Below are 17132 nucleotides of genomic sequence, written 5' to 3'. Positions count from 1 at the left end.
GTTGATCCCGGCGAACAGTAACGTGTTCCAGTTTTCGCCGTGGGGCTTTGCCGTACGCGCTTGTCGGGACTCGTCGGTGCGGCGTGGGAGACTGGCCGTGTGAGGTTGTCGTGAGGTTGTACCGGGACTACGCGGTGGTGTTGCGCCAGCACAAGCTGGGCGAGGCCGATCGCATCGTGACCCTGTTGACCCGGCAGCACGGTCTGGTCCGGGCGGTCGCCAAGGGCGTGCGTCGTACCAAGTCCAAGTTCGGTGCCCGGCTCGAGCCGTTCGCGCACATCGACGTGCAGTTGTATCCCGGCCGCAGCCTGGACGTCGTCACCCAGGTCCACACGGTCGACGCGTTCGGCGCGGACATCGTCGACGACTACGGTCGCTACACCACGGCCTGCGCGATCCTCGAGACCGCCGAACGGCTGGCCGGTGAGGAGCGGGCGCCGGCCCCGCGGCTGCACAGTCTCACCGTCGGGGCGTTGCGGGCGATCGGCGAGCAGGCGCGGCCCGTCGAACTGGTTCTCGACGCCTATCTGCTGCGGGCGATGGGCTACGCCGGGTGGGCGCCGGCACTGAACGAGTGCGCGCGGTGCGCGGCCCCGGGACCGCACCGCGCCTTCCACGTCGCGGCCGGTGGCGCGGTGTGTGTGCACTGCCGCCCGCCCGGTGCGGCCACGCCGTCACCGGGTGTCCTGGACTTCATGGACGCCCTGGTGCACGGTCAGTGGCAGGACACCGAGGCCGCGACCGCGTCGATGCGCAGTCAGGCCAGCGGGCTCGTCGCCGCGCACCTGCAGTGGCATCTCGAGCGGCAGTTGCGCACGCTGCCGCTGATCGAGCGTTCGAGTCCGCATGCGGCGGTCGGTGACCCGGACCCGGTCAGGCAGGATGGGGAGCGTGATTCGACGACGCGAACCGCAAGCTCGGCCTGACCGCGAGATCCGCCCGCCCTCTCCGCACCCCTCGGGTGCCCGTCCGCCGATTCTGCAGCCCGAGTTGATTCCCAACCATGTGGCGCTGGTGATGGACGGCAACGGCCGCTGGGCGCAGGATCAGGGGCTGCCGCGGACCGCGGGCCACGAGCGCGGCGAGGCGGTCCTGATGGACACCCTCGAGGGCTGCATCGAGATCGGCGTGAAGTGGCTGTCCGCGTACGCGTTCTCCACCGAGAACTGGAAGCGCAGCCCGGACGAGGTCAAGTTCCTCATGGGCTTCAACCGCGACGTCATCCGCCGCCGCCGCGACGAGATGCACGAGATGGGCGTCCGGGTGCGCTGGGCCGGGCGCCGACCGCGGCTGTGGCGCAGCGTGATCAAGGAACTCGAGATCGCCGAGGAACTGACCAAGGACAACACCGTCATGACGCTGACGATGTGCGTCAACTACGGCGGCCGCGCCGAGATCGCCGACGCGGCACGGGAGATCGCGCGCCGGGTCGCCGCCGGTGAGATCGACCCGGAGAAGATCACCGAGACCACCTTCGCGAAGTACCTCGACGAGCCGGACATGCCCGACGTCGACCTGTTCCTGCGCCCGTCGGGCGAGCAGCGGACGTCGAACTTCCTGATCTGGCAGGCGGCCTACGCGGAACTGGTGTTCCAGGAGAAGCTGTTTCCCGATTTCGACCGCCGCGACCTGTGGGCGGCGTGCGTCGAGTACGCGTCGCGGGACCGACGGTTCGGTGGGGTGAAGTACCAGTGAGTGGCGGGATCGATTCCGCGGAGGCGCTGCAGGCGCGGGTGCGTGAGGCGCTCGGCGGATTCGTCACCGTCGACGCGGACGACGACGGTTCGCTGCGGTTCGAGTACGGCGGCGCGCTGTGCTCGCTGCGGGCGGTCACTCTCGCCGACGGCCTGGACGTGCTGTCGCTGACCGGGGTGCTGGCCTGGGACCGGACCGCCAAACCGGCGCTGCACAAGCGGGCGGCCGAGCGGAATGCGCAACTGCAGTTCGGGTCGATCAACGTGATCACCCGCGGCAAGTTCGCGGATGTGGTGCTGCGCTACACGTTCCCCGCGACGGGGCTGGCGGACGCGCCGCTCACCACGATGCTGTTGCTGGTGCTGTCCGGTGCCGAGGAGGCCCGGAAGGGGCTGCTGGCGTAGCCGGCGAGCCACGTGGTCGCCGTGACTACGACGCCTGGGCGCAGTCCCGGCAGGTGCCGAAGATCTCGAGGGTGTGGCTGACGTCGGTGAAGCCGTTGCTGTCGGCGATGGTCTGTGACCACTGCTCGACGGCGGGTCCGTCGACCTCGACGGTGAATCCGCAGCCGCGGCAGACGAGGTGGTGGTGATGGCCGCTCGAGCATCGGCGGTACACCGATTCGCCGGAGTCGGTGCGGAGCACGTCGACGGTGCCGGCGTCGGCCAGGGTCTGCAGCGTCCGATACACGGTGGTGAGGCCGATGCCTTCGCCGCGCTTGCGGAGTTCGTCGTGCAGTTCCTGGGCGGAGCGGAACTCGGTGATCTCGTCGAGCAGTGCGGAGATCGCGCTGCGCTGCTTGGTCGAGCGCACGCCGACGGTGGGGCGTCGGCGGCTGTCGGTTCCGTCCGTCACGTTCTCGGTCATCCTTCTTCCTCTGCGTGGGCCACGGCGTCGACGACGATGTGGGCGAGGTGGTCGTCCACCAGTCGGTACATGACTTCGCGGCCGTTGCGTTCGCCGTGCACGACACCGGCCGACTTGAGGACCCGTAGGTGCTGGCTGATCAGGGGCTGGGTGACTCCTAGCGCGCCGACCAGTTCGTGAACGCAGCGCTGCGATTCGTGCAGTTGGAGCACGATCGCGATGCGGACCGGGGCGGCGAGGGCCCGCAGGATCTCGCCCGCCGAGGCGAGTGTCTCCTTGGAGGGCACGGGTGCCGCCGGGGTGTCGGCGCAGGGCCCGTGGTCGTGCGCGTCGGCTCGCAGGTCTCCCGCGTCGGCAACGCTCACGGTGCAACTCCTCGTCTGGGGTCGGGCAGGGTCGAACTCGCCACCTTATTGCAAATCATATCCATTTTGATATGCACGAATGTGCATGTCAACCGGGGTGCGTGGACGCCGCCGCGGGTACCGATAGGCTGGACAGGCGAAAACCGCACGTGAACCACGCATCTATTACCCAGATGGAGAGCACCCAAGTGGCACCCAAGTCCAAGATCGATACCGTCGCCAACCTCGCCAAGCGCCGTGGGCTCGTCTACCCGTGTGGTGAGATCTACGGTGGCACCAAGTCGGCCTGGGACTACGGTCCGCTCGGCGTCGAGCTCAAGGAGAACATCAAGAAGCAGTGGTGGCGCAACATGGTCACCGGCCGTGAGGACGTCGTCGGCCTCGACTCGTCGGTGATCCTGCCCCGCCAGGTGTGGGAGGCCTCCGGCCACGTCGACGTGTTCACCGACCCGCTCGTCGAGTGCCTCAACTGCCACAAGCGCCACCGCCAGGACCACCTGCAGGAGGCGTACGCGGAGAAGCACAAGCTCGACGATCCGGACGCCGTGGCGATGACCGAGATCGTGTGCCCGGACTGCGGCACCAAGGGTCAGTGGACCGAGCCGAAGGCGTTCTCCGGCCTGCTCAAGACGTACCTCGGCCCCGTCGACAGCGAGACCGGCCTGCACTACCTGCGTCCGGAGACCGCGCAGGGCATCTTCGTGAACTTCGCGAACGTGCTCACCACGTCGCGCAAGAAGCCGCCGTTCGGCATCGGCCAGATCGGCAAGAGCTTCCGCAACGAGATCACCCCCGGCAACTTCATCTTCCGCACCCGCGAGTTCGAGCAGATGGAGATGGAGTTCTTCGTCAAGCCCGGCGAGGACGAAGAGTGGCACCAGTACTGGATCGACTACCGCATGGACTGGTACACCGGCCTGGGCATCAACAAGGACAACCTGCGCCTGTACGAGCACGCGCAGGAGAAGCTGTCGCACTACTCCAAGCGCACCGTCGACATCGAGTACCGCTTCCACTTCCAGGGCAGCGAGTGGGGCGAGCTCGAGGGCATCGCGAACCGCACCGACTACGACCTCGCCACGCACTCCAAGGCGTCGGGCACGGATCTGAACTACTTCGATCAGACCAGCGGTGAGCGCTACACGCCGTACGTCATCGAGCCGGCAGCGGGTCTGACCCGTTCGGTCATGGCGTTCCTCGTCGACGCGTACACCGAGGACGAGGCACCCAACGCCAAGGGCGGCGTCGACACCCGCACGGTGCTGCGTCTGGACCGTCGCCTGGCCCCGGTCAAGGCCGCGGTGCTGCCGCTGAGCCGCAACGCCGACCTCACCCCGAAGGCCAAGGACCTCGCGACCACGCTGCGTCAGCACTGGAACGTCGAGTTCGACGACGCCGGCGCCATCGGTCGCCGCTACCGCCGCCAGGACGAGATCGGCACGCCGTTCTGCATCACCGTCGACTTCGACACGCTCGACGACCACGCGGTCACCGTCCGTGAGCGCGACACCATGGCGCAGGAGCGCGTCTCGCTCGACCAGGTCGAGGGCTACCTCGCGCAGCGCCTGATCGGCGCCTGATTTCCCTGCCGAATGTCACATGCGTTCAGTTCGACTGAACGCATGTGACATTCGGCCGTTCGGGGTCTAGAAGCGGCCACCGCCGCCACGGCCGATCCGGCCCGAACTGCTGGGCCCGCCGAACGATCCGGGGCCGGGTCCGCCCCACCCTCCGCTGCCGCGGCCGCCCCAGTTGCCGCCGCCGCGGCTCCCGCGCAGCATGCTGTCGATGAGGATGCCGCCGAGGATCGCGCCGGCCGCGTTGCCGCCGCCCCCCGACACGCCGCCGCTCGGCGGGCGCTGGTTGCGCTGATCGTCCTGATACCGGTTCACGTCCGCCTGCGCCGCCCACAGTGCCCGGGACCCCAGTTCGGTGGCGGACTGCGCGTGCTGCAGCGCCGTCGACGGATCCGTGTCGGCGAGCTGCTGTGCGGCCTGCAGGTGCCGCTGCGCCTCCGACAACCGGGTGCGGGCCTCCGCGCCGACGGCGCCGCGCCGGGTGGAGATGAAGTCCGCCGCAGCACTGACCTGGGCTGCCGCAGCGGTGAGGTCCTGGTCGAGGCGCTGCCGGGCGCGATCGGCTTGCTGCCGGGCCTCCTGTGCCTCGGCGAGCACGGCGTCGAGCTTCGCGTCCGCGTCGACGACCTGGGTGAAGCTGCCCAGCGGATCGGTGTCCTTCGCGGCCTGCGCATTCCGCAGTGCCGCCTCGGCGGCGGCCTTCGCTTCGGCGAGTTTCGGCCCACCCTGCTGGGCGAGGGCTGAGGCCGCGGAGATGCCTTCCTGCACGTCGGCCATCGCCGCCGGCAGGGTCGCGATGGCGTGCCGGATGTCGGTGTCGGCCCGCGCGACCGCATCGAGTAGTTGCCGGGCCTGGTTCAGCGCACCCTCCGCCGCGCGGATCGCGACCACCGCCGGACCCTGCTTGCCGGCCGGCAGTGTCGTCGCCTCGCGCCCGGCCGCGATGTTCTGCTCCGCGAACGCGATCCGTTCACGCGCCATGTCGGGGTTCTTCTCGACGGTCGCCAGCACCGAGGCCGGGAACTCGCCTCGCAGTGACGCGAGCGCAGTTTCCGCCGACGGAACGCGGACGGTGAGCGCGACGACCTCCTGGGTGAGCGCATCCAGGCGCGAGGGGGCGTCGATCAGCAGGTCGCGCATCGCGTCGAATTCCGCGACCCGGGCGTTCAGTTCGCGGTCGGCGCGTCCGCAGGTGGTGATGAGTTCGGTGAGCATCTCGCGCTGCTGCTGCGGCGTCTCGGGAATGTCGTCGTCGAGCCGCTGGCGGATCGTGAACGCGGCCGCCAGTGTCCCGCGGGCCTGCTCGAAGGCCGCCGTGAACGGTGCGGTGGCGTCGGCGCCGAACTCGCCGACGGCCAGGTTCAGCTCCTCCTCGCTGGTGCGGAGGGCGTTGTCCATCTCGACGAGGGCGTCCTTCGCGAGTGCGTCGAGAGCCGGAACGGGCAGCGCGGCAAGAGCTTCGGGATCGGTGGGATCGACCTGGCGGGCCGCGGCGACGGCGGCGTCGAGCCGGTCGCCCCGCTTCTTGCGGGAGTAGAGGTAGACGCCGCCACCCGCGACCGCCACGACGCCGAACCCGACGCCGAGAATCGTCCACGACGCGCCCGAGGCGGTCATCGCGTCCCCGAGCCCGCCCGCCGCGGCGATCGCGGCACCGGGCCAGTCCCGCTCGCGCAGTGCAGGTTCCACGGAGTCGGTGCGGATCGACGCGATCTCTGCATTGGTGACGTCCGAAAGCGCTTCGGGGACATCGAAGTAGTACGAACGGTCCGTCGTGGCGACGGCGAGCAGTGCGTCCTTGTTGCCGAGGCTGCTCAGCTTCGCGGTCTGCTCCGTCCACGCCTCCTCGGAGAGTCCGTCGAAGTCGGCGACGTACACCACCCACAGCGAGACCTTGTGCTCGTCGAAGAGCGTGTCGAGTGCGTCCTGGACGTCCGAGCGTTGACCGGAGTCGAGCACCCCCGACAGGTCGGTGATGTGGTCGGGTAGCCGTAGCGGGGCCTCCGCCGTGGCCGTTGCGGGCGCGAACAGGAGGGTGCCCAGGACGAGCAACGCGGCGACGGCCGTCGCGGCCACCGATCGGTGCGGCGTGAACTGGCGAGCGAGTGAACGCGACGGTGCGTGTGCCATACGAGGAATCTATCCGGTGCTGCGCGTCGTCATCGGCGACCCGGGCGGGCGACTGGCAGAATCGGGGCGTGAGTACCGCCCCCAGTTACGACCCCCCGGGACTGTCGCCCCGGCCCGTGCCGCGCCGTTCGTTCGGTGCCGCGGTGGCCCGCTGGACCGGGCGGGTCGTGCTCGGGACCGTGCTGATCGGCCTCGTTCTGGTCGGCGGCACGGCCTTCCGGGTGTGGCAGGTCGCGCGGATCACCGACACCACGCCCGCCGATGCGATCGTCGTGCTCGGCGCCGCGCAGTACGCGGGCACCCCGTCGTCGGTGTTCGAGGCCCGGCTGGACCAGGCCCGCAAGCTCTACGAACAGGGTGTGGCCCCGGCCATCGTCACCGTCGGCGGAAAGCAGGAGGGTGACCAGTACACCGAGGCCGCGTCCGGGAAGAACTTCCTGATCGACGAGGGCGTGCCCGCCGACGCGATTCTCGCCGTCGAGGAAGGCTCCGACACCCTGCTCAGCGTCGAGGCGGTCAGTCGCGAGATGGGGCAACGGGGCATGCACTCGGCGGTGCTGGTGAGCGATCCGTGGCATTCGCTGCGCACCCGCACCATGGCCCGCGACGCGGGCCTCGAGGCGTGGACCGCACCCACCCGTCAGGGGCCCGCGGTGATCACCAGGGAATCGCAGTTGCACGGAATCACGAGGGAGACAGGCGCTCTGCTGTGGTACCAGCTCACCCACTTCTCGGCGGACTTCCAGTACACGGCGGGCCAGTGACCGATCCCGCAACGCACGCGGCCTACACCGCGCACGATCTGGACCGGCGCGTGGCCGAGGCCCCCAAGACCGCGGGACTGGCGCCGACGGTGGAGTCGTCGCAGCATCGCTCGGCGTTCTCCCGTGACCGTGCCCGCGTCCAGCATTCGGCGGCACTGCGCCGACTCGCGGACAAGACCCAGGTGGTCGGTCCGCGGGACGGCGACACCCCGCGTACCCGGCTGACGCATTCGATCGAGGTGGCGCAGATCGGTCGTGGCATCGCCGACGGGCTGGGGCTCGATCCCGACCTCGTCGACCTGGCCGGCCTGGCCCACGACATCGGGCATCCGCCGTACGGGCACAACGGCGAGAAGGCCCTCGACGAGGTCGCCGCGAGCTGCGGCGGCTTCGAGGGCAACGCGCAGAACCTGCGGATCCTCACCAGCCTCGAGCCGAAGATCCTCGACCCGGACGGGCGCAGCGTCGGGCTCAACCTCACCCGGGCGTCACTCGATGCCGCGATCAAGTACCCGTGGACCCGGCCGCGGCCCGGCGCGAAGTTCGGTGCCTACGACGACGACGCGGCGGTGCTGGCGTGGGTGCGCGAGGGCGCGCCCGAGGGCCGGCAGTGCATGGAAGCGCAGGTGATGGACTGGGCCGACGACGTCGCCTACTCGGTGCACGACGTCGAGGACGGGGTGATCGCCGGCCGCATCGACCTGCGGGTGCTGGGCGACGCGGTGGAGGTGCGCGCGCTGGCCGAAGTGGGGGCCAGGCAGTTCCCGGGCCTGGTCGTCGACGAGCTGGCGGAGGCGGCCGAACGGCTGTCGCGGCTGCCGGTGGTGGCCTCGGTCGGCGACTACGACGGGACCCTCGCCAGTTCGGTGGCGCTGAAGAACCTCACGAGCGAACTGGTGGGTCGGTTCGCGTCGGCGGCCGTCGGCGGCACCCGGGCGGCCGTCGGCCCCGGCCCGCACACACGGTATCGGGCCGACCTCGTGGTGCCTCCGGTCGTGGCGGCCGAGGTGGCGCTGCTCAAGACGGTCGCGCTGCACTATGTGATGTCCGACGCCGGTCACAGGAATCGTCAGGACCGGCAGCGCGACCGCGTGCACCGGGTCGCGGAGTGGCTGCTGCGCACCGCACCGTCCGGTCTGGATCCGTTGTTCCTGCCCGCGTGGCACGCCGCCGCCGACGACGCCGCGCGGGTGCGGGTGATCGTCGACCAGATCGCCTCGTGCACCGAGAGCCGGTTGGAACGGATCGACAAGCAGAGCCTGGGTGCCCAGGCGAGCTGGGGGTAGGCAGCGGGCGCGGAGCGCCTAGACTGCCTTCGTGGCCGGCCGAATTCCTGACAGAGACATCGCGGCCGTTCGTGAACGCACTCGGATCGAGGACATCGTCGGCGAGTTCGTCTCGCTGAAGCGCGCGGGCGGCGATTCGATGAAGGGGCTGTGCCCCTTCCACGACGAGAAGTCCCCGTCGTTCCACGTCCGGCCCAATCACGGGCACTTCCACTGCTTCGGCTGCGGCGAGGGCGGTGACGTCTACTCGTTCCTGCAGAAGATCGAGCACGTCAGCTTCGTGGAGGCCGTCGAGCAGCTCGCCGATCGGATCGGCTACCAGATCTCGTACGAGGGCGGCGGCCCGTCGGTGCAGCGCGACCGGGGGACCCGGGCGCGCCTGGTCGCGGCCAACGCGGCGGCGCAGGAGTTCTACGCGGAGCGGCTGAAGGGACCCGACGCCCAGGCGGCCCGTGACTACCTCACCGAACGGAACTTCGACGCCGCTGCCGCCGCACAGTTCGGCTGCGGCTACGCCCCGGACGGCTGGGACACCCTGACGAAGCATCTGATGGCGAAGGGGTTCGAGGCGAAGGAACTCGAGGCCGCGGGCCTGTCCAAGGAGGGGCGCCGCGGACCGATCGACCGGTTCCATCGCCGACTGCTGTGGCCGATCCGCAGCCTCGCGGGCGACGTCATCGGGTTCGGTGCCCGGAAGCTGTTCGACGACGACACCATGCCCGGCAAGTACGTCAACACCCCCGAGACGATCCTCTACAAGAAGTCGAACGTGCTGTTCGGTCTGGACCTGGCCAAGCGGGACATCGCGAAGGGCCACCAGGCGGTGGTCGTCGAGGGCTACACCGACGTGATGGCGATGCACCTGGCCGGGGTGAAGACCGCGGTCGCGTCGTGCGGCACCGCGTTCGGTGACGAACATCTCGCGATGCTGCGCCGACTCCTCATGGACGACAGTTATTTCCGCGGTGAGGTGATCTACACGTTCGACGGCGACGCCGCCGGGCAGGCCGCCGCGATGAAGGCGTTCGAGGGCGACCAGAAGATGGCCGGGCAGACGTTCGTCGCGATCGCGCCGGACGGGATGGATCCGTGCGAGTTGCGTCAGCAGTCGGGCGACGCGGCGGTCCGTGATCTGGTCGCGCGTCGTACCCCGATGTTCGAGTTCGTCGTCAAATCCCTTCTCTCCGAACATGATCTGGACACCGCGGAGGGGCGGGTGGAGGCGTTGCGCCGCACCGTGCCGGTGGTCGCGCGGATCAAGGAGCCGACGCTGCGTGACGGGTACGCCGTGCAGTTGTCCGGCTGGGTCGGGTGGGACGACATTCCCGCCGTGCGGCGTCGGGTGCGGGACGAGGCGCGCAAGTTCGCGCGCGGCGGTGGGGTCGCACCGACCAAGCGGCGTCCCGTCGCCGACGTCCCGGCGGCCGCTCCGGCGGCCGGGGTGCCCCGACCGCGGCCCAACGATCCGGCGCTGTGGCCCCAGCGCGACGCCCTCAAGGCGGCACTGCAGTACCCGGCCGTCGCGGGCACGGTCTTCGATTCGCTGCCGGGGGAGACGTTCACCCATCCGGCCTATGCGGCGGTGCGGGAGGCGGTCGCCGCGGCAGGCGGGACCTCCGCCGGCCTCGGCGGGGGCGAGTGGGTGGACGCGGTCGGACGCAATGCCGACGACCTCGTCGTGCAGTCGATCGTGATGGAACTCGCAGTCGAGCCACTACCTACCGACGACGACACCGCACCCCGCTACATCCGCGGCGTGCTGGCACGTCTGCAGGAGGTCTGGGTCGGCGAGCAGGTCGCGGAGCTCAAATCCAAACTGCAGCGGGTCTCACCGACCACCGACTCCGACGAGTTCCATTCGCTGCTCGGCGATCTGGTGGCTCTCGAGCAGTATCGGCGCAGCCTGTTGGATCAGGCGATCGGCGACACCAGCGGCGAAGGTATCGCCTGACCGTCGGTGCCGCCGGCGTCGAGTCGGGGTGCCGCTAGTTCTTCCTCAGCTGGTCGTGGGGGACCAGGATCGTGGTCCGCTCGTCGATCGGCTTCATCGGTTCGAGCTTGGGCTGCGTGCTGAGCGAGTCCGACAGCTTCTGCCGGCCCGTCTCGATGACCTTCTTGGTGGCGGGGCTGGTTGCCACGGCCTTCGCGGCCTTGCTGATCTGTTCGTATCGGGCGCGCCCCGCTCGGGTGCCCAGCACGTAACCCGCCGCAACGCCTACCAACAACCGCAACATTTCCGGATTCCTCCCGTCGAACTGCCTGGATACATCCTGCCTGATCCGCCTCTGTTCAGGCGATTTGGTACTTGGGTGGGGGTATGGGCTACAGTTTTCCAGGCACCGCGGGAAACGGCAGTGCCGCCAAGGTAATCCCCTGTAGCTCAATTGGCAGAGCATTCGACTGTTAATCGAACGGTTGCTGGTTCGAGTCCAGCCGGGGGAGCCGAACAGAAGGTCCCTCACCCTAACGGGTGGGGGACCTTCTGCGTTTCGCAGATGTCGATCGGTCTCAGCGCCCCGTTGCCAGAACAAGCGCCGCGGCGGTGATGCCCACGATGAGGATCGGCAGCCCCCACCTCATCCGGTACCGCTGGTAGTCCCACCACGCGCGCACCAGTTCACCGATGCCCATTCCCTGCCACGACAGTCGCGCCATGAACCCTCCCCGGTCCGTGTGTGCTGATTCACGGCATCATCGCAGACCGGGGAGGGCGGGTCCCTGGGTCGTCAGGCGGCGATCCGGATCGGCCAGTGCTCGTCGACGTCCGACGCATCGCGACCTTCGCGGCGCAGGTACTCGGCGAAGTCGCGCTGGCGCTCGGCGTGCCAACCGGCCTGGCTCGTCATCACATCGTCGAGCGTGGCGAGCTCGGGGAATCGCAGCGGCAGGATCCGCGCCAGTTCCGCAGCGGCGAGGGCATCGGACTCCGCCTCGTGCGCCGCCCCCGGTTCGACCCCGTAGTGCTCGCACAGCGCCCCCAGCGTGCGCTTGCCGCGGCGGTAGCGATCGACCTCCCGATCGATCACGTACGGATCGACGACTAGCCCGTAGTCGTCCATCGGGGGCAGGCCCAGGCGTCGGCCCTCGGCGTCCATCACGGTGAGGTCGTACGAGGCGTTGAACGCGACGACGGCGTAGCCGGCCGCCCACGCGTCGGTGAGGGCCCGGCGGACCTCCCGGTACCCGAACTCGTAATCGAGGCCGTGCTCGCGCGCATGGGCCGTCGAAATGCCGTGGATCGCGCTGGCATCCTCGGGGATGTCGACACCCGGATCGACGATCCAGTTGCGGGTGCGGGGCCGCCCGTCCTCCACCGTCACCACACACGCGGTGACGATGCGTGCCGAGAGTGGGTCCCGGCCAGTAGTTTCCAGATCGAACGCGCAGATCGGTCGAGTGGTCCAGTTCTTCAATTCGGGGTCCTTCGGGTGTCGCGGGATCGTGCCGTTCGATCGTGTCGCTGCCCAGTCTGCGGGCAGGCACCGACACGCCCTGGCGGGCACGCGACATGCGCCACCCCGCACACGAGAACCGTCGGGGGTGGGCGGTAACATTCGGCGAGCCGCAACGCATCGCCGCGGCAAGGGGCGGTAGCTCAGTCGGTTAGAGCCGTGGACTCATAATCCATTGGTCGCGGGTTCGAGCCCCGCCCGCCCCACGTCGATGCCCCTTACTCGAGGTCGAGGAAGGGGCATTCGTTGTTCTTCGCCACTGGTCCCGACACGTCGACACGTGCTGGCGCTCAGGGTGATCGGCGCGACCGGTGACCGTGGGTCCGTCGTCGGGGACGTGCGTGCCGCGGCGTCCCTAGAGCCCGAGGCTGTCGTATTCGTACAGCTGCCGTCCGGGCTGATCCGGGGGCAGGGGGTCGGCGACTCGCCGGAACCGTCTCGTGCCGGCCAGGCGCCATGTGCGGATGATCAAGGTCCGTAGTCCGCTGTTCATGGTTCCTCGCTTCATCGTGACGTCGGTGGATCGGGTTCGATCCAGCTTGGCCGATCGGAGCCGTCGAGGACGCCGCACTTCTACCTGTTCGTATACCTGTTCCGGTGTTCGGGCGGCGATGTCCGCGGTGCGATTTCGGAATGACCGAGGGAGCGGTGACCTGGGAATTTCTCCCACTCAGCGGGCCGGTTCACTACTCGACACCTAGAACGTGTTCCAATTTGGAGGATTTGTGGCTATCGTCACAGCCATCGGTAGTCAGGTACGGAAGGCGGTTGGAATGAAGACCAAGGGCGCACTGCTGTGGGGCGTGAACGAGAAGTGGTCGGTCGAGGAGATCGAGCTCGGTGACCCGGTTGCCGGTGAAGTGCAGATCCGCATGGAAGCTGCGGGTATGTGCCACTCCGACCAGCACATCGTCACCGGTGCGACGCCGATGCCGTCCTACCCCGCGATGGGTGGTCACGAGGGCTCCGGTGTGATCGTCAAGGTCGGCGAGGGTGTCACGGGCGTCGAGGTGGGCGACCACGTCGTGCTGTCGTTCATCCCGGCGTGTGGACGCTGTCCGTCGTGTTCGGAGGGGCATTCCAACCTGTGTGACCTCGGCATGGGGCTGCTGAGCGGTCAGGCCATCGCCGACGGCACCTACCGCATCCAGGCACGCGGCGAGAACGTCATCCCGATGTGCCTGCTCGGCACGTTCGCTCCCTACATGACGGTGCACGAGTCCTCGGTCGTGAAGATCGAGAAGGACATCCCGTTCGAGCTCGCGGCGCTCGTCGGCTGCGGCGTCCCGACCGGATGGGGCTCGGCCACGAACATCGCCGAGGTCAAGCCGGGCGAGTCGGTCGCCATCATCGGTGTCGGCGGTGTCGGCATGAGTGCCCTGCAGGGCGCCGTCGCGTCGGGCGCACGCTTCGTGTTCGCGATCGATCCGTCGCCCTTCAAGCGGGAGCAGGCGCTCAAGTTCGGTGCCACGCACGCCTTCCCGTCGATGGAAGAGGCGATCGTGCCGATCATGGAGATCACCTGGGGCCGCATGTGCCACAGTACGATCATCACCGTGGGCGAGATGAAGGGCGAGTACATCGATCCCGCCATGACGCTCACCGCGAAGAACGGCCGCTGCGTCGTCACCGCGATGGGCCACATGGCCGACATGGACGTCAAGCTCAACACGTTCCTGATGTCGATGCTGCAGAAGGACCTCAAGGGCAACATCTTCGGTGGCTGCAACGCCCGCGTCGACATCCCGAACCTGCTCAACCTGTACCGGGCGGGCCTGCTCAACCTCGAGGACATGGTCACCAACACCTACTCGCTCGAGCAGGTCAACGAGGGCTACCAGGACATGCTCGACAACAAGAACATCCGCGGCGTCATCCGCTACACCGAAGCGGACTGGTGAATCACTGATCGGATGCCCCTCGTAGTCTGATCGGGTGCAGACTCTCGATTGGATCGGGCAATGGCCGGTGGACAATGCCTCGGCTGCCGTCGTCGACGACGGCAGCCGAGGCATTGCGCATTTCGGTGACCAGAAGCGGGTGTATCCACTCGCGTCCGTCACGAAGCTGTTGTGTGCGTATGCCGCTCTCGTCGCCGTCGAGGAGGGCGCGATCGAGCTCGACCAGCCCGCCGGCCCGCCGGGGGCGACGGTGCGGCACCTGCTCGCGCACACCTCGGGTCTGGCGTTCGGCGAACACAAGGTGCAGGCGGAGCCGGGCACCAAGCGCATCTACTCCAGCGCCGGATTCGAGGTGCTCGCGGACTTCGTCGAAGCCGAGACCGGCATCGGATTCGCCGACTACCTCGCCGAGGCGGTGTTCGCGCCGCTCGGGATGGCGGACTCCGCGCTCGTCGGCCCCGCGGGACACGGGGGACAGGCCAGTGCCGGCGACCTCGCCCGGTTCGCCGCCGAACTGCTGCGTCCCACCCTGATCTCGCCGCAGACCCATGCCGAGGCCACCACCGTGCAGTTCCCCGGGCTGGCGGGCCTGCTGCCCGGCTACGGCTCGCAGCGCCCCAACGACTGGGGACTCGGCTTCGAGATCCGGGACGGTAAGAGCCCGCACTGGACCGGCTCGGGCAACTCCCCGGCCACCTACGGGCACTTCGGCCAGTCCGGGACCTTCCTCTGGGTGGATCCGGCCGTCGGCGCGGCGTGTGTCGTGCTGACGGATCGGGCGTTCGGGGACTGGGCCAAGCCGCTGTGGCCGGAACTGAGCGACGGTGTCGTCGCCGAACTGCGGCCCTCTCGCTAGATCAATTTACTGCTATCACTGGCGTAACAGTGGCATCACAGGGCACACTGGTCGACGTTGTGTCGCATAGTGAAGGTCGCGATTGCGACACAGCCGGCTCCACTTGCCGAGGTCGTTGGGGAAGACGTCCCTCGTCGATGCTGGAGGTGTAGCAGTGCGCTCGTTGAACCAGTTCGCAGATGCGACGACCGGAGTGATCTACGTCCACTCGTCGCCCGCCGCCGTCTGTCCCCACATCGAGTGGGCGCTCACCTCGTTACTCGGTGCCCGTGCCAACCTGCGCTGGACGGCGCAGCCCGCCCCCGGCGGCACACTGCGGGCTACCTGCGACTGGGCCGGCCCCGTCGGCACCGGATCCCGGCTCGCGGCCGCCCTCCGGGCCTGGCCCCTGCTGTACTTCGAGATCACCGAGAACGCGAGTGACGGCGTGGACGGTGAACGGTTCAGCCACGTACCGGGCCTCGGACTGTGGCGCGGATCGACGAGCGCGAACGGGGACGTCGTCGTCGGCGAGATGCGGCTGCGGGCACTGCTCGCGAAAGGCGCCGACGGCTTCGCCGCCGCCGTCGAGCACGCCCTCGGCACGCCGTGGGACGAGGTGCTCGAGCCGTACCGCAGCGGGGGAGAGGGCGCCGAGGTGACCTGGCTGCGCCGCGACGTCGGCTAGCCCCAGCCCCTGCGTACTCGTCTGCTCCCACGGCATAGGCGCGCAGAAGCGAAGAGGCCCCGCAAGTGCGGGGCCTCTTTGCTCAGCGGTGACGTGTCACAGCGGGATGTTCTTGTGCTGTCCGCGGGCTGCCGGCGCCGCGGCCAGTGCCGCGGTGATGACGCTGCGCGTCTTGGCCGGGTCGATCGTCTCGTCGACGACGCCGATGGAGATTGCGCGGCCGACGCCACCGGCGATGGCCTCGTGTTCGGCGGCGAGGCGATCGTGCAGGGCCTCGCGCTCCTCCTCCGGTGCGGCGGCCAGGGCACGCTTGTGCAGGATGCCGACGGCAGCCTTGGCGCCCATGACCGCAACCTCGGACTCGGGCCACGCGTACACCGCGGTGGCGCCGAGGGCGCGCGAGTTCATTGCGATGTAGGCGCCGCCGTAGATCTTCCGGGTGACCAACGTGACGCGGGGGACCGTGGCCTCGGCGAACGCGTGCAGCAGCTTCGCGCCACGGCGCACGACGCCCTCCCATTCCTGGCTGACGCCGGGAAGGTATCCGGGGACGTCCACGATGACGACCAGCGGAATGCCGAATGCGTTGCACAGGCGGACGAAGCGGGCGGACTTCTCGGCGCTCTCCGAGTTGAGGCAGCCACCCAGGCGCAGCGGGTTGTTCGCGATCACGCCGACGGTGCGGCCACCGAGGCGGCCCACGCCGGTGACGATGCTCCGCGCCCAATTGCCCTGCAGCTCTTCGAAGCTCGATTCGCCCTCGACGTTGTCGAGGAACTCGTGCACGATCGGGCGGACGTCGTAGGCACGCTTGGCCGACTCGGGCATGAGCGCCCGCAGGTCGGTGTCGCCGTGCTCGGCGGCGGCGAGATCGAACTCGCCCTGCTCGCAGAACATCGACACCAGACGACGGGCACGGTGGTAGGCGTCGTCCTCGTCGTTCGCGGCGATGTGCGCGACGCCGGACTTCTTGGTGTGCGTGTCGGGACCACCGAGCGTGGCCATGTCGACCTGCTCGCCGGTCACGCTCTTGACGACGTCCGGTCCGGTGACGAACACGCGGCCCTCGGGGGCCATGATCACGACGTCGGTGAGGGCGGGGCCGTAGGCCGCGCCGCCGGCCGCGAAGCCGAGCACGACGGAGATCTGCGGGACGAGACCGGACGCCCGGACCATGGCCTCGAAGACCAGGCCGACGGCATGCAGTGCCTCGACGCCTTCGGCCAGTCGCGCGCCGCCGGAATGCCACAGCCCGATGACGGGCGCCTCCTCGGCGATGGCGGTGTCGATGGCCGCAACGATGTGCTTGCAGCCCTCGATGCCCATCGCGCCGCCCATCACGGTGGCGTCGGAGCAGTAGGCGATGGTGCGAACGCCGTCGATCTCACCGGAGGCGGCGAGCACTCCGGACTTGTCGCGGGTATGTAGGGGTACGACGGTACCGGCATCGAACAGCTTTGCGAGACGCGCGAGCGGATCGCGCGGATCGGTTGATGCTTCGGTGTTCGTCGCGGGGGCCATGACAGTCATCGTGTCCTCCTTGAGCGAGCCCATATGGGGCGGTGGTTCGGG

17 protein-coding genes and 2 tRNA genes are annotated in these 17132 nt (G+C 69.0%); 12 read left to right on the top strand and 7 right to left on the bottom strand.

Annotated features, from left to right (window positions below; all coding sequences use genetic code 11):
- Positions 1–110: 110 nt before the first annotated feature.
- The 3 genes from recO to IJ15_RS0110340 are packed head-to-tail and all read left to right on the top strand — an operon-like array spanning position 111 to position 2099.
- On the top strand, positions 111–926 hold the full coding sequence (gene recO, locus IJ15_RS0110350) for a DNA repair protein RecO (RefSeq protein ID WP_081880681.1): 816 nt from the start codon (positions 111–113) through the stop codon (positions 924–926).
- On the top strand, positions 883–1695 hold the full coding sequence (locus IJ15_RS0110345; protein ID WP_031938263.1) for an isoprenyl transferase: 813 nt from the start codon (positions 883–885) through the stop codon (positions 1693–1695). The genes recO and IJ15_RS0110345 overlap by 44 nt, the downstream gene beginning before the upstream one ends.
- On the top strand, positions 1692–2099 hold the full coding sequence (locus IJ15_RS0110340) for a hypothetical protein (RefSeq protein ID WP_231569491.1): 408 nt from the start codon (positions 1692–1694) through the stop codon (positions 2097–2099). The genes IJ15_RS0110345 and IJ15_RS0110340 overlap by 4 nt, the downstream gene beginning before the upstream one ends.
- A gap of 25 nt (positions 2100–2124) precedes the next feature.
- On the opposite strand, the gene IJ15_RS0110335 is transcribed toward IJ15_RS0110340, so the two are convergent.
- Positions 2125–2562: a Fur family transcriptional regulator gene (locus IJ15_RS0110335; RefSeq protein ID WP_031938261.1), complete on the bottom strand. Its 438-nt coding sequence runs from the start codon at positions 2560–2562 to the stop codon at positions 2125–2127.
- Positions 2559–2927, bottom strand: coding sequence for an ArsR/SmtB family transcription factor (locus IJ15_RS0110330; protein WP_031938260.1), 369 nt, complete (start codon positions 2925–2927; stop codon positions 2559–2561). The genes IJ15_RS0110335 and IJ15_RS0110330 overlap by 4 nt, the downstream gene beginning before the upstream one ends.
- Before the next feature lie 188 nt (positions 2928–3115).
- Between IJ15_RS0110330 and IJ15_RS0110325 the strand changes: the two genes are divergently transcribed.
- A complete protein-coding gene (locus tag IJ15_RS0110325; protein WP_031938259.1) occupies positions 3116–4507 on the top strand; it encodes a glycine--tRNA ligase in 1392 nt (463 codons plus the stop codon).
- 66 nt (positions 4508–4573) lie between these two features.
- On the opposite strand, the gene IJ15_RS0110320 is transcribed toward IJ15_RS0110325, so the two are convergent.
- Positions 4574–6634 (bottom strand): TPM domain-containing protein, encoded by a 2061-nt coding sequence (locus IJ15_RS0110320; protein ID WP_031938258.1) that lies wholly within the window; start codon positions 6632–6634, stop codon positions 4574–4576.
- A 68-nt stretch (positions 6635–6702) separates the two neighbouring features.
- On the opposite strand from IJ15_RS0110320, the gene IJ15_RS0110315 reads away from it, so the two are divergent.
- The 3 genes from IJ15_RS0110315 to dnaG are packed head-to-tail and all read left to right on the top strand — an operon-like array spanning position 6703 to position 10635.
- Complete coding sequence (locus IJ15_RS0110315) at positions 6703–7398, top strand: YdcF family protein (protein WP_031938257.1); 696 nt, start codon at positions 6703–6705, stop codon at positions 7396–7398.
- A complete protein-coding gene (locus IJ15_RS0110310) occupies positions 7395–8684 on the top strand; it encodes a deoxyguanosinetriphosphate triphosphohydrolase (protein WP_031938256.1) in 1290 nt (429 codons plus the stop codon). The genes IJ15_RS0110315 and IJ15_RS0110310 overlap by 4 nt, the downstream gene beginning before the upstream one ends.
- A gap of 31 nt (positions 8685–8715) precedes the next feature.
- Entirely contained in the window at positions 8716–10635 is a 1920-nt protein-coding gene (gene dnaG / locus IJ15_RS0110305) for a DNA primase (RefSeq protein ID WP_031938255.1), read from the top strand.
- 34 nt (positions 10636–10669) lie between these two features.
- Here the strand turns inward: dnaG and IJ15_RS0110300 are convergent, their stop codons facing one another.
- Positions 10670–10918, bottom strand: a complete 249-nt coding sequence (locus IJ15_RS0110300; RefSeq protein ID WP_031938254.1) for a hypothetical protein — start codon at positions 10916–10918, stop codon at positions 10670–10672.
- 135 nt (positions 10919–11053) lie between these two features.
- Between IJ15_RS0110300 and IJ15_RS0110295 the strand changes: the two genes are divergently transcribed.
- Positions 11054–11126 (top strand) — tRNA-Asn (locus tag IJ15_RS0110295).
- 66 nt (positions 11127–11192) lie between these two features.
- Here IJ15_RS0110295 and IJ15_RS26030 read toward each other — a convergent pair.
- Together IJ15_RS26030 and IJ15_RS0110285 are read right to left on the bottom strand one after the other, a co-directional pair.
- The gene (locus IJ15_RS26030; protein WP_156112077.1) at positions 11193–11339 is read right to left on the bottom strand and encodes a hypothetical protein; all 147 of its coding nucleotides are present in this window, start codon (positions 11337–11339) and stop codon (positions 11193–11195) included.
- Between the two features lie 71 nt (positions 11340–11410).
- Entirely contained in the window at positions 11411–12097 is a 687-nt protein-coding gene (locus tag IJ15_RS0110285) for a 3'-5' exonuclease (protein WP_031938253.1), read from the bottom strand.
- 171 nt (positions 12098–12268) lie between these two features.
- Here IJ15_RS0110285 and IJ15_RS0110280 point away from each other — a divergent pair.
- The 4 genes from IJ15_RS0110280 to IJ15_RS0110255 all read left to right on the top strand — a co-directional run bounded on the left by IJ15_RS0110280 (position 12269) and on the right by IJ15_RS0110255 (position 15560).
- Positions 12269–12342: transfer RNA gene (locus IJ15_RS0110280), tRNA-Ile, on the top strand.
- Positions 12343–12909: 567 nt separating this feature from the next.
- Entirely contained in the window at positions 12910–14037 is a 1128-nt protein-coding gene (locus IJ15_RS0110270; protein ID WP_031938252.1) for an NDMA-dependent alcohol dehydrogenase, read from the top strand.
- Positions 14038–14071: 34 nt separating this feature from the next.
- Positions 14072–14893: a serine hydrolase domain-containing protein gene (locus IJ15_RS0110265; protein WP_031938251.1), complete on the top strand. Its 822-nt coding sequence runs from the start codon at positions 14072–14074 to the stop codon at positions 14891–14893.
- A gap of 154 nt (positions 14894–15047) precedes the next feature.
- Positions 15048–15560, top strand: a complete 513-nt coding sequence (locus IJ15_RS0110255) for a DUF3145 domain-containing protein (RefSeq protein WP_031938250.1) — start codon at positions 15048–15050, stop codon at positions 15558–15560.
- Between the two features lie 96 nt (positions 15561–15656).
- On the opposite strand, the gene IJ15_RS0110250 is transcribed toward IJ15_RS0110255, so the two are convergent.
- Entirely contained in the window at positions 15657–17090 is a 1434-nt protein-coding gene (locus IJ15_RS0110250; RefSeq protein WP_031938249.1) for an acyl-CoA carboxylase subunit beta, read from the bottom strand.
- Positions 17091–17132: the final 42 nt, after the last annotated feature.

It is taken from the genome of Prescottella defluvii, assembly GCF_000738775.1.
Lineage (GTDB): Bacteria > Actinomycetota > Actinomycetes > Mycobacteriales > Mycobacteriaceae > Prescottella > Prescottella defluvii.
The sequence above is the reverse complement of the archived record's forward strand: the minus strand, read 5'-3'. Positions and strand labels throughout refer to the sequence as shown.

Excerpts from the sequence above, each read along its gene's own strand:
- IJ15_RS0110320 (WP_031938258.1), bottom strand. The coding sequence starts at position 6,634 with ATGGCACACGCACCGTCGCGTTCACTCGCTCGCCAGTTCACGCCGCAC.
- IJ15_RS26030 (WP_156112077.1), bottom strand. The coding sequence starts at position 11,339 with ATGGCGCGACTGTCGTGGCAGGGAATGGGCATCGGTGAACTGGTGCGC.
- IJ15_RS0110300 (WP_031938254.1), bottom strand. The coding sequence starts at position 10,918 with ATGTTGCGGTTGTTGGTAGGCGTTGCGGCGGGTTACGTGCTGGGCACC.
- IJ15_RS0110345 (WP_031938263.1), top strand. The coding sequence starts at position 883 with ATGGGGAGCGTGATTCGACGACGCGAACCGCAAGCTCGGCCTGACCGC.
- IJ15_RS0110335 (WP_031938261.1), bottom strand. The coding sequence starts at position 2,562 with ATGACCGAGAACGTGACGGACGGAACCGACAGCCGCCGACGCCCCACC.
- IJ15_RS0110250 (WP_031938249.1), bottom strand. The coding sequence starts at position 17,090 with ATGACTGTCATGGCCCCCGCGACGAACACCGAAGCATCAACCGATCCG.
- IJ15_RS0110270 (WP_031938252.1), top strand. The coding sequence starts at position 12,910 with ATGAAGACCAAGGGCGCACTGCTGTGGGGCGTGAACGAGAAGTGGTCG.